The following is a 10,729-nucleotide window of genomic DNA, read 5'->3' as shown; positions in this document are numbered from 1 at the left end:
ACATGAACGCCGAGGCGTAGGCGGCGCGGTCCTCGCCGCGGGTCAGCACCGCGACCGTCTCGCCCTCGTGCACACCGGACAGCTCCAGCTGCCGGCGGCAGATGTCGTTGAACAGGCTCTGGTCCATGGGTCCTCTCCACTCGCGTTCAGATAATCCGAACACTGACGATCCCGCGGGATGCGCCGCTCGTCAAGGGGGAGTGGGCCACGCGACCTCCGTGGCGCGCGTGCCAAGCTGGCCTCGTGGGAAGTTGGGGAGCGGCCGCGCGGGCGGGGATCGATCCGGCGAAGGGCCTGCCGGCGCCGCCGGAGCTGCTGGCCGCGCCGGGCTACGTCGCGCGCCGGCTTTACCAGGCCTACGCCGCCACCTGGGTGCGCCGCGTGGACGTCGGCCTGACCGGCCCGCAGTTCGCCGTGCTCACCGCGGTGAACGCCTATCCGGGGGCCGAGCAGGGCTCGCTCGCGGCGTCGGTCGCGCTGGACCGCTCGACGATGGCGAGCATCGTGCGTCGCCTGGAGGAGCGGGGGCTCATCACCCGCGAGCGCCCGGCGGAGGACGGGCGGAAGCGGTTGCTGCACCTCACCGAGGAGGGCCGGGCCGTGCTCACCGAGACCGACCGCCAGGCGCGGGCCCTGGATCGCGATCTCATGGCGGGCTACGACGCGGCCGAGGTGGCGGAGCTCCTGCGGCGGCTCTCGGCGCTCTCGGAGCACTGGGAGACCCTGGCCGTCGAGTGAGCGCCGTGCGACCGCAGTGGGGTGGCTTTACTGCGATCCAGCCGGAGTGAAGCCACCCCACTGCGGTGACGATCACGCCCTCAGCGCGCGGCCCAGGTCTCTGATTCGTTAAAGATGCGGCCAACCCTTGCGATCACGAGATAGTCAGTGTTCGGATTAATTCCGTCGCAGCGCGGACAGCGGTCCGCGAGAGCCCGCAGCCGGGCGGCGACCGATCGCACACCGATCGCAGACCGATCACATTCCCGACGTAGGGAGGCAGTCGTGGCCAGCCAGTCGTTCACGGTCGTCATCGCCGGTGGCGGGCTCGGGGGCCTCACCACCGCACTCGCCCTGCGCTGGCGCGGGCTGCACACCGTCGTGCTGGAGCAGGCCGACGCGCTGGGCGAGGTGGGCGCGGGGATCCAGACAGCGCCCAACGCCAGCCGGATCCTGTTCGGGCTGGGCTTGCGCCGCCAGCTGGAGGCCATCCGCACCGAGCCCTCGGACCAGGTGCGCCGCCGCTGGCGCGACGGCAAGATCATCGCCCAGCTCCCGCTGGCCGACCGGGTCGTCGGCGAGTTCGGCGCCCCGTACTGGCACTACCACCGCGCGGACCTGCACCGCGTGCTGCTCGACGCCTGCGCCGACCCGGAGGGGCCCGGCCCGGTCACCGAGCTGTACACCTCCGCGGCCGTCGTCGACATCGACCGCACGGACCCGCAGCGCCCGGTCGCGGTCACCCGCGACGGCAGGCGCTTCGCCGGCGACGTCCTGATCGGCGCCGACGGCATCCGCTCGGCCGTCCGCGACGCCGCGGGCTTCACCGACACCCTCGTCTTCTCCGGGGAGATGTGCTTCCGCGCGCTGATCCCCGGCGACAAGCTCGCCGCCGACCCGGCCACGCGCTTCCTGCTGGACCGCTACCACTCCACGATCTGGTACGGCCCGGACCGCCATCTCGTGCACTACTGCATCCGCGGCGGGGAATACCTCAACGTGGTCGCCGTCGTCCCGAGCACGATCGACACCGACCTGTCCTGGGTCCTGCCCGCCACCGCGAGCGAGCTCGTCGAGTCCTTCCCGGGCTGGGACGACCGGGTGGCCGCGATGCTGTCCAAGGCCGAGGGCGACGCCTCGAAGTGGGCGCTCTTCCGCCGTCGCCGCGACCCCGTCTGGGTCGACGGCCGGGTGGCCCTGCTCGGCGACGCCTGCCACGCCATGCTGCCCTACCAGGCCCAGGGCGCCTCGCAGGCGATGGAGGACGCCGCCGTCCTCGCCGAGGAGCTGGGCGCGGTGACGCGCGACGGCATCGACGGGGCGCTCATCCGCTACGTCAACCGGCGTGCCACCCACGCCGGCATGGTGCAGGACGCCTCGCTGCAGAACATGCGGCTCTACCACCTGCCCGACGGACCGGAGCAGGAGGAGCGCGACCGCCTGCTGCGCGACTTCCGCGGCGAGTCCGACGTCTCCTACGACTGGCTCTGGAACGGCACGCCTCTGGCTCAGCACGAGACCGAGTCGCACTCCTACCCCTTCGCCCGCTGACCCCACCACCGAACCGGAGCAGACAATGCGCACAGGCGACCAGGTCGTCCAAGACCTCCCGTGGAAGTGGGGGGTGCAGGGGCGGATCTTCATCATCGGCGGTCTCGGCTACATGTTCGACGCCTGGGACGTCGCCCTCAACGGCTTCCTCACCCCGCTGCTCGCCGACGAGTTCGCCCTGACCACCGGCCAGCGCGGCCTGGTGGCCACCGCCAACCTGGTCGGCATGGCCGTCGGCGCGGTGGCGTGGGGCACCATCGCGGACCGCGTGGGCCGCAAGCGCGCCTTCAGCATCACGCTGATGATCTTCGCGCTGTTCTCCGTGCTGGGCGCCCTGTCGCCGAGCTGGGAGATCTTCCTCGTGCTGCGCTTCCTCGCCGGGGTGGGCCTCGGCGGGTGCATCCCCGTGGACTACGCGATCGTGAGCGAGTTCTCACCGAGGAAGCAACGCGGCAAGGTACTCGCCGCGATGGACGGCTGGTGGCCGATCGGCACCACGCTGGCCGGGGTCTCGGCCACGCTCCTGCTGCCCACGACCGGTAACTGGCGCTGGATGCTCGCCCTGATGGTGCTGCCCGCCCTGCTGCTGTTCTGGGTGCGCCGCGGCGTGCCGGAGTCCCCGCTGTACCTCGCGCGCACCGGTCGCGAGGCCGAGGCCCGCGCGGTCATCGACGACATGGTCGCCCGCACCGGCGCGACCCCGGAGCCGTACGCCATCCCCGCCCCGGTGGCCACCACCGGCAGGCGCCGCGGCGTCGTCGCCGCCTTCGAGCAGCTGCGCCTGGTGTGGGCCTACAGCCCGCGCATCACCGGCGTCGCGTGGTCGCTCTTCATCTCCGTCATGGTCGTCTACTACGCGGCGCTGGCCTGGATGCCGTCGATCCTGCGTGCGCAGGGCATGGGGGAGATCGCCGCGTTCGGCTCCACCACAGTCATGAACGCCGTCGGCATCCTCGGCGTGATCACGGCCGTCCTGCTGGTCGAGGTCGTCGGCCGCAAGTGGGTCATCGGGGTCGCAGCACCCCTGGCCGCGCTGTCGCTGCTGGTGTTCTCGCTGGTCCTGACCGTCCCGTCGGCGGCCATCGTCATGATCGCGGTGTTCGGGTTCTTCGCCCTCGTCGTCATCCCCGTGATGTACGCCTACGTCTCCGAGCTCTACCCGACCGAGCTGCGCGCGAGCGGCTTCGGCTGGGCGTCGTCGAGCTCGCGGGCCGTCACCGGGTTCGTGCCGGTGATCTTCGGGACACTGCTGTGGCCGATCCTCGGCCTGCCGCTCACGTTCGCGCTGATGGGCCTGTTCGTGGTCGGCGCGGTGGTGTTCATGGCGTTCGGCGCTCCGGAGACCCGTGGGCGCGAGCTCGACCGGATCACCGGCGAGGAGGAGCAGCAGCTCCTCGACGCCGGCGCGACCGCCGCGGTCGGGGTGGCCCGGTCGTGAAGCCCGCCGCCTTCGAGTACCACCGCGCCCGTTCGGTCGCGGGCGCGGTGGAACTCCTCACCGAGCTCGGGGACGACGCCAAGGTGCTCGCGGGCGGGCAGAGCCTCGTCGCGATGATGAACTTCCGGCTCGCCCGGCCCGAGCACCTCGTCGACATCACCCACGTCACCGACGACGGCGCCCTGGCCGGGATCGAGCGCCGGGGCGACGCCCTGCACGTCGGCGCGCTCACCACCCACCACGCGGTGGAGCGCGCCGACCTCGGCCCGGACTTCCGGATCCTCTCCGACGCGATGGCCCACGTCGGGCACCTGCCGATCCGCACCCGCGGCACCGTCGGGGGCAGCATCGCCCACGCGGACGCCACGGCGGAATGGTGCCTGCTCGCCGTCCTGCTCGACGCGCTGATCGTGGCGCAGGGCCCGGCCGGGCGCCGGGAGATCGCCGCCGCGGACTTCTTCCACGGCCCGTTCTGGACCGCCCTCGAGCCGGACGAGGTGATCGTCGAGGTCGTGTTCCCGCGGCCCGCTCCGCGCACCGCGCTCGTCGAGTACGCGGACCGGCGCGGGGACTTCGCGATCGCCGCGGCGGTCGTCGACCTCGACACCGACCGGGTCGTGCTCGGCGGGGTCGGCGCCGTCCCCGTCCGCCTGGACACGACCACACCCGACCAGGCCGCGGACGGCCTGGACCTGCGCGACGAGCCCGGTGTCTCCACCCACTACCGCCGCGGGCTGGTCCGCACGCTCGTGGCCCGCGCCCGGAAGGAGGCCGGATCGCGATGAGGAACCCCACGAGGAAACCCACACTGCGCCGCGACGGGCGGTGGATCGGGGCGTCCGTCCCGCGCCGCGAGGACCCGCGCCTGCTCACCGGCCGGGGGCGCTTCGTCGACGACGTGACGCTGCCGCGGATGCTGCACGCCCAGTTCGTGCGCTCGACGGAGGCGCACGCCCGCGTCGTCTCCGTCGACCTCGACGCGGTGCGCGCGGTGCCCGGCGTCGTCGCCGCGTTCGACGCGGCCGATCTCGTCCTCGGCGACGTCACCGCCCTGCTGGACCGCCCGCCGCACGAGTTCGTGCCCACCGCCATGCCGGTGCTGGCGCGCGACCGCGTGCGCTACGTCGGCGAGCCGGTCGCGATCGTCGTCGCCACCGACCCCTACGCGGCGGAGGACGGGCTGGAGGCGGCGATCGTCGAGTACGACCCGCTGCCGCCGGTCCTCTCCGACACCGACGCGCTCGCCGAGGGTGCCGTGCTCGTGCACCCGGCGGCACCGCGCAACACCCTCGTCGACGTCTCACTCTTCGCCACCGAGGGCATCGACGACGTGTTCGCCCGCGCGCACACCGTCGTCGAGGTCCGCACCCGGACGGGCCGGCAGAACGCGCTGCCCCTGGAGACGCGCGGGGCCGTCGCCGAGTGGGTCGACCGCGACGAGCAGCTGCACGTGCAGACCTGCTCGCAGGTGCCCCACCAGGTGCGCACCGTCCTCGCCGGCTGCGTCGGCCTGGACGAGAAGCAGGTGCGGGTGACGGTCCCGGACATGGGCGGCGGGTTCGGCCAGAAGTGCGTGGTCGGCCGCGAGGAGATCGCCACCGCGGCGGCGGCGCTGCGCCTGCGCCGGCCGGTGAAGTGGATCGAGGACCGCCGCGACGCGTTGACCGCGTCGTTCCTCGCCCGCGAGCAGCACTACACGGCGCGCGCGGCGTTCGCCGAGGACGGCGAGATCCTCGCCCTGGACGCCGACATCGTCTGCGACATGGGCGCCTACTCCTGCTACCCGTTCACGGCGGGCATCGAGCCGCTGATGGCGTCGGCGGAGATGCCGAGCGTGTACCGCGTGCCCGCCTACCGGGTGCGCGGGCGGGCGGTCTGCACGAACAAGGCGCCCACCGCGCCGTACCGGGGGGTGAGCAGGCCGCAGTACGTGATGGTCGTCGAGCGGCTCATGGAGCGCGCCGCCCGCGAGCTGGGCATGGGCGCCCTCGACGTGCGCCGCCGCAACCTCATCACCGTCTTCCCCTACACGGGCGTCAACGGCATCACCTACGACCCCGGCTCCTACCGCGAGTCACTCGACCTCTGCGAGGCCACCCTGCGCGAGGAGGGCTGGTACGACCGCGCCGCGACGGACGGCCGCGTGCGCGGCATCGGCTTCGCGTGCTTCTCCGAGCGCACCGGCTACGGGTCGGGCGCGTTCGCCCAGCGGAAGATGCGCGTGGTCCCCGGGTTCGACATCGCCGAGATCACCATGGACACCGCAGGGAGCGTCGTCGTCACCACCGGCACGCTCTCGCACGGGCAGAGCCACGAGACGACGATGGCGCAGATCGTGGCCGACCGCCTCGGCCTGCCCTACGAGCGCGTCAAGATCGTCCAGGGGGACACCGACCGGATCACCTACGGCTGGGGCTCGTTCGCGTCCCGGTCGATCACGATCGGCGGCAGCGCCGTCTCGGCGGCGTCCCTGAAGCTGGCCGAGAAGCTGCGCGAGATCGCCGCGCACCTGCTGGAGGTCGACGTCGACTCGACCGAGCTCGACGGCGACGGCGGCGTGCGCGGCGGGGAAGGGCGGCTGTCGTTCGCCGAGCTGGCCGAGGTCGCCTACCTCCGCTCGCACCTGCTGCCGAAGGGCACCGAGCCCGGGCTGCGTGCCACCGAGAGCTTCGACGTCGGCGGGGACGGGACGTTCTCCAACGCCACCCACGGCGTCGTCGTCGAGCTGGACCCGGGCACGGGCGGCGTGGAGATCCTGCGCTACGTGTGCGTGGAGGACTGCGGCGTCGCGATCCACCCGCAGGTGGTGGAGGGTCAGGCCCGCGGCGGCATCGCGCAGGGCATCGCCGGGGCGCTGTTCGAGCAGGTCCGCTACGACGCCACCGGGCAGCCGCTCGCCCCGAGCTTCATGGAGTACAAGGTGCCCACCGCCGCGGAGATCCCCGACGTGCGCATCGAGCACCTCGAGACGCCCTGCGCGTTCACCTCGGACGGCGCCAAGGGGGCGGGGGAGGGTGGCACGATCGGCGCCCCCGCGGCCGTGCTCAACGCCGTCAACGACGCGCTGCGCCACACCCGCGTGGAGCTCGACGACACCCCGATCGCCCGGGAGGCGATCTATCGTGCCCTGAACACCGCACCGGAGGTGACCCGATGATCCAGCTGATCGAGCTGCGCGTGAACGGCGAGTGTCACGATCTCGCGATCGAGCCCCGCCGCACGCTCGCGGACGTGCTGCGCCACGACGTCGGCCTCACCGGCACCCACGTCGGGTGCGAGCACGGCGTCTGCGGGGCGTGCACGGTGCTCGTCGACGGCGCGCCCGCGCGGGCGTGCCTGCTCTTCCCGGCGCAGGTGGAGAACAGCGAGATCCGCACCGTCGAGTCGCTCGGCGGGCCCGGCGGCGAGCCGGGCGACCTGCAGCGCTGCTTCTCCGAGCACCACGGCCTGCAGTGCGGGTTCTGCACCCCCGGGTTCCTCATGCTCGCCGAGGGCTACCTCGCCGAGCGGCCCGACGCGAACCGCGAGGAGATCCGCGAGGTCGTCGCCTCCAACCTCTGCCGGTGCACGGGCTACCAGACGATCGTCGACGCGATCGAGGACTGCGCGACGCGGCGCCGGGCGGCGCTGCAGGAACGGCTCGACGGCCGCACCCGGACCAGCACCGAGACCCGCACCCAGGGGAGCCCCGCATGAGCGACCCGACCGACCGGGCGGCCAACGACAGGGCCGGCTTCGGTGCCCGCACGCCGCGCGGCGAGCGCCCCGCGATCGTCGTCGTGGACCTCACCGTGGGGTTCACCGATCCGTCCTACCCGTCCGGTGCGGACCTGACGGACGTCGTCGACGCCACCGCGCGGCTCGTCGCCGCGAGCCCGGCCGTCCCCGTCGTCTACACGACGATCGCCTACACCGCGGCCGAGGTCGACTCCGTCGTGTGGCTGCGCAAGGCCACGGGGATGGCCGCACTTCGCGAGGGCACCCCGGCCGTCGGGATCGACGCCCGGCTGCCCTACACCCCCGGCGACCACCTGATCGTCAAGAAGGGCGCCTCGGCGTTCTTCGGCACCGGCCTCGCGGCGCTGCTCACCGGGCTGCGCGTCGACACCGTCCTGGTCTGCGGCGCCACCACCAGCGGCTGCGTGCGCGCCACGGCCGTGGACGCGGTGCAGTCCGGGTTCGGCGTGCTCGTCCCGCGCGAGTGCGTCGGCGACCGGGCCCCCGCGGCGCACGAGGCCAACCTGTTCGACATCGACGCGAAGTACGGCGACGTGATCGGCCTCGACGACGCGCTCGCCTACCTGAAGGGATGCTCGTGACCGCCACGCTGACCGGCATCAGGGCCGTGCGCCAGGACGCGCTCGCCGACCTCGCCGACGTCCCCGCCACCTCCCGCTGGGTCCGTTCCGGGGACCTGCGGCTGCACGTGCTCGACTACGGGGGAGCGGGCGTTCCGCTCGTGGTCGTCCCCGGCATCACGAGCCCCGCCGTGACGATGGACTTCGTCGCCAGGGAGCTCCGCGACCTCGCCCGCCCCGTCGTGCTGGACGTCCGCGGGCGCGGCCTCTCCGACGCCGGGCCGTCCTACACGCTCGACGACTACGCCGCCGATCTCGGTGCCGTCGTGGCCGGGCTGGGCCTGGAACGGCCCGTGCTCGCCGGCCATTCGATGGGTGCGCGGGTCGTCGCCGCCGCCGTCGCGGCCGGGCTGCCCGCACGCGGGTCGCTGCTGGTGGACCCGCCGATGAGCGGGCCGGGCCGCGGCCCGTACCCGACCACGTCGGACGCCTTCCTCGACCAGCTCGCGCAGGCCCGCCGCGGCACGGACGCCGACGAGGTCGCGCGCTCCTGGCCGCGCTGGCCGCGCCGCGAACAGGAGCTGCGGGCCCGCTGGCTCTCCAGCTGCGACGCCGAGGCGATCCGCGCCACCCACGAGGGCTTCGAGACCGAGGACTTCCTCGACGCCTGGCCGTCCGTCCCCGCGCCCACGGTGCTGGTCCGCGGCGGCGCGAGCCCCGTCGTCACCGACGACGGCGCCCGCGAGGCGGCCGCGGCCAACCCCGCCGCGCGGATCGTCACGGTGCCGGGCGCGGGGCACATGGTGTTCTGGGACGAGCCGGCGGCGGCGCTGGCGCTGTTCCGGCCTGAGCTGGCGGCGCTCACCGGCGGGGCGTGACGGTCACCCCCGCTCGGTCAGCACCCCGTAGCCCTCCATCTCCTTGGTGAACGTCAGCGGCTCGCCGTCGACGAACGTGTCCGGGGTGAACGCACGGTCGCCCGCCATGACCCCCCACGCGCGGCGGCGCTGCATGCCGAGGTTGCCGGCGTCGTAGAGGGAGAAGACCGCGGCCTCGCGGTAGAGCTTGGCCAGCGGGAAGCGGCGGTCCAGCGCGTTCACGCCGACGACGCGCATGCAGTCGAACACGACCGACTGCATGAGGTCGGCGCAGAACGTCTTGTTCATGGCGCCGAGCGCGTGGGCCCCACCGTCGTGGGTGTCCATGTAGTGCGCGGCCTTCCAGCAGAGGTAGCGGCCCGCCTCGATCCGCCCGGCGATCTCGGTGAGCAGGTTCCCGACGGCCTGGTGGTGGATGATCGGGTGCGTGCCGCCCCCGGTGTACGTGCGCGCCCACTTGAGGGCGAAGTCGTAGGCGGCGCGGGCCACCCCCACGGCGGCGATCGCGGCGACGGGCCCGGACCAGGTGAAGGTGCGGTTGATCAGCAGGTCACCGTCGCCGGGGGCGACGAGGTTCTCCTCGGGCACGCGGGCGTCGCGGAAGGTCATCGTCACGTTCTGGCAGGTGCGGTGGGCGAGTTTGTCGATCACCTCGTAGGTGATGCCGGGCGTGCCGCGCTCGACCAGCAGCGCGGCGAGCGCCTCCTTCCCGCCGCGCCGCCGGTCCGTCCGGACCACGCAGAGGCTGACGTCGGCGCCCTTCAGGTCCCAGCCGCCGGAGTTGCACGGCCAGTGCTTCTCGCCGTTGAGCACGTACTCACCGTGGGCGCGGTCGTGCTCGGCGAGCAGCTGGACGCCCGCGCTCGGGCTCGGGTGGTCGAAGTTCGCGGTGCCGCCGCGCTCGCTGACCGCCCAGCCGGCGAGGAACTCGCCACCGGTGTCGGCGGTGAACCCGCCGATCCATCGCTCACGCTGCTCCTCCGTGCCGAACCACAGCAGCGGCATCAGCCCCAGGCCGTTGACGAGCAGGATCGTGGGGAAGCCGGGGTCGACCGCGCAGAGCTCCTCGATGGCGACGAGGAAGTCGACGCTCGAGGCGCCACCGCCGCCGTAGCGTTCCGGGAGGAACATCGTGGTGAACCCGAGCTTCGCGGCCTGCGCGTAGATCGGCTTCATCGCCCGGAACGCGGCCTGCGGGTCGGGCAGCGCGTCGGCCGCCTCCGCGGCGGGCCGCAGGATCTCGCGGGCGAACTCGCGCGCCGTCCGCTTGAGCGCCCGCTGCGCGGGCGTCAGGTCGAAGTCGACGGGCACCCAGCTCTCCTCACTGCCCTCGTCCGCACTGCCCTCCCACACGCCCGGGTCACTGCCCGGCGATGCCCCGGATCATCCCGAGCGCGCCGCGCAGGCCCTCGTCGTTGGCGGCGATGTCCTCGAGCGTGGCCTCGTCGAGTACCGCGAAGTAGGCGTCCAGGGCCCGGGCGAAGACGTTGCGTGCCCCGCAGACACCGGCGATGCGACAGTAGCGGGCAGGCCCCAGGCACTCGACGACGGCGTAGTCGTTCTCCATGGCCCGCATGACGTCGCCGACGGTGATCGTCGACGGGTCGCGGACCAGCCGGACCCCACCGCCGCGACCGCGGGAGGTCTCGACGATGCCTGCGCTCGCCAGGTGCTGGACGACCTTGTCCAGGTGGTGGCGCGACACGTGGTGCGCGTCGGCGATCCCGGCGACGGAACCGCGGCGGCCGGGCGCGACGCGCAGGTACATCAGGACGCGCAGCGCGTAGTCCGCGTGACTCGTGTGCTTCATGTTCGGCTCGTCTCGATCCGGGACCGACACGAACCGT

Annotated in this window: 10 protein-coding genes and 1 pseudogene; 8 read left to right on the top strand and 3 right to left on the bottom strand. The window is 73.2% G+C overall.

The window, feature by feature from the left end; translation table 11 throughout:
- Positions 1-127: pseudogene (locus tag AB7J25_RS15315) on the bottom strand (leucyl aminopeptidase); the annotation flags it as partial.
- 116 nt (positions 128-243) lie between these two features.
- Between AB7J25_RS15315 and AB7J25_RS15310 the strand changes: the two are divergent.
- The 8 genes from AB7J25_RS15310 (at position 244) to AB7J25_RS15275 (ending at position 8,882) form a co-directional block, all read left to right on the top strand.
- The gene (locus AB7J25_RS15310) at positions 244-738 is read left to right on the top strand and encodes a MarR family winged helix-turn-helix transcriptional regulator (protein WP_428509464.1); all 495 of its coding nucleotides are present in this window, start codon (positions 244-246) and stop codon (positions 736-738) included.
- 264 nt (positions 739-1,002) lie between these two features.
- The gene (locus AB7J25_RS15305; protein ID WP_428509462.1) at positions 1,003-2,268 is read left to right on the top strand and encodes an FAD-dependent monooxygenase; all 1,266 of its coding nucleotides are present in this window, start codon (positions 1,003-1,005) and stop codon (positions 2,266-2,268) included.
- Positions 2,269-2,293: 25 nt separating this feature from the next.
- Positions 2,294-3,706: an MFS transporter gene (locus tag AB7J25_RS15300; RefSeq protein ID WP_428509460.1), complete on the top strand. Its 1,413-nt coding sequence runs from the start codon at positions 2,294-2,296 to the stop codon at positions 3,704-3,706.
- Positions 3,703-4,491, top strand: coding sequence for an FAD binding domain-containing protein (locus AB7J25_RS15295; protein ID WP_428509458.1), 789 nt, complete (start codon positions 3,703-3,705; stop codon positions 4,489-4,491). The genes AB7J25_RS15300 and AB7J25_RS15295 overlap by 4 nt, the downstream gene beginning before the upstream one ends.
- A complete protein-coding gene (locus AB7J25_RS15290) occupies positions 4,488-6,863 on the top strand; it encodes a xanthine dehydrogenase family protein molybdopterin-binding subunit (protein ID WP_428509456.1) in 2,376 nt (791 codons plus the stop codon). The genes AB7J25_RS15295 and AB7J25_RS15290 overlap by 4 nt, the downstream gene beginning before the upstream one ends.
- The gene (locus AB7J25_RS15285; protein ID WP_428509454.1) at positions 6,860-7,402 is read left to right on the top strand and encodes a (2Fe-2S)-binding protein; all 543 of its coding nucleotides are present in this window, start codon (positions 6,860-6,862) and stop codon (positions 7,400-7,402) included. Before AB7J25_RS15290 ends, AB7J25_RS15285 begins: the two co-directional genes overlap by 4 nt.
- Positions 7,399-8,025 carry an isochorismatase family protein gene (locus AB7J25_RS15280; protein WP_428509452.1) on the top strand — a complete coding sequence of 209 codons (627 nt, stop codon included), beginning with the start codon at positions 7,399-7,401 and terminating at the stop codon, positions 8,023-8,025. Before AB7J25_RS15285 ends, AB7J25_RS15280 begins: the two co-directional genes overlap by 4 nt.
- Positions 8,016-8,882 (top strand): alpha/beta fold hydrolase, encoded by an 867-nt coding sequence (locus AB7J25_RS15275; RefSeq protein ID WP_428509450.1) that lies wholly within the window; start codon positions 8,016-8,018, stop codon positions 8,880-8,882. The genes AB7J25_RS15280 and AB7J25_RS15275 overlap by 10 nt, the downstream gene beginning before the upstream one ends.
- A gap of 3 nt (positions 8,883-8,885) precedes the next feature.
- Here AB7J25_RS15275 and AB7J25_RS15270 read toward each other — a convergent pair whose 3' ends face one another.
- Both AB7J25_RS15270 and AB7J25_RS15265 read right to left on the bottom strand, forming a co-directional pair.
- Complete coding sequence (locus tag AB7J25_RS15270) at positions 8,886-10,193, bottom strand: acyl-CoA dehydrogenase family protein (RefSeq protein ID WP_428509448.1); 1,308 nt, start codon at positions 10,191-10,193, stop codon at positions 8,886-8,888.
- Between the two features lie 49 nt (positions 10,194-10,242).
- Positions 10,243-10,692, bottom strand: coding sequence for an RrF2 family transcriptional regulator (locus AB7J25_RS15265; protein WP_428509446.1), 450 nt, complete (start codon positions 10,690-10,692; stop codon positions 10,243-10,245).
- Between the last annotated feature and the right edge of the window lie 37 nt (positions 10,693-10,729).

This window comes from Pseudonocardia sp., assembly GCF_050246655.1.
In the GTDB taxonomy this organism is placed as follows: domain Bacteria; phylum Actinomycetota; class Actinomycetes; order Mycobacteriales; family Pseudonocardiaceae; genus Pseudonocardia.
Note: the sequence above shows the minus strand (reverse complement) of the source record. Positions and strands in the feature narration are given on the sequence as shown.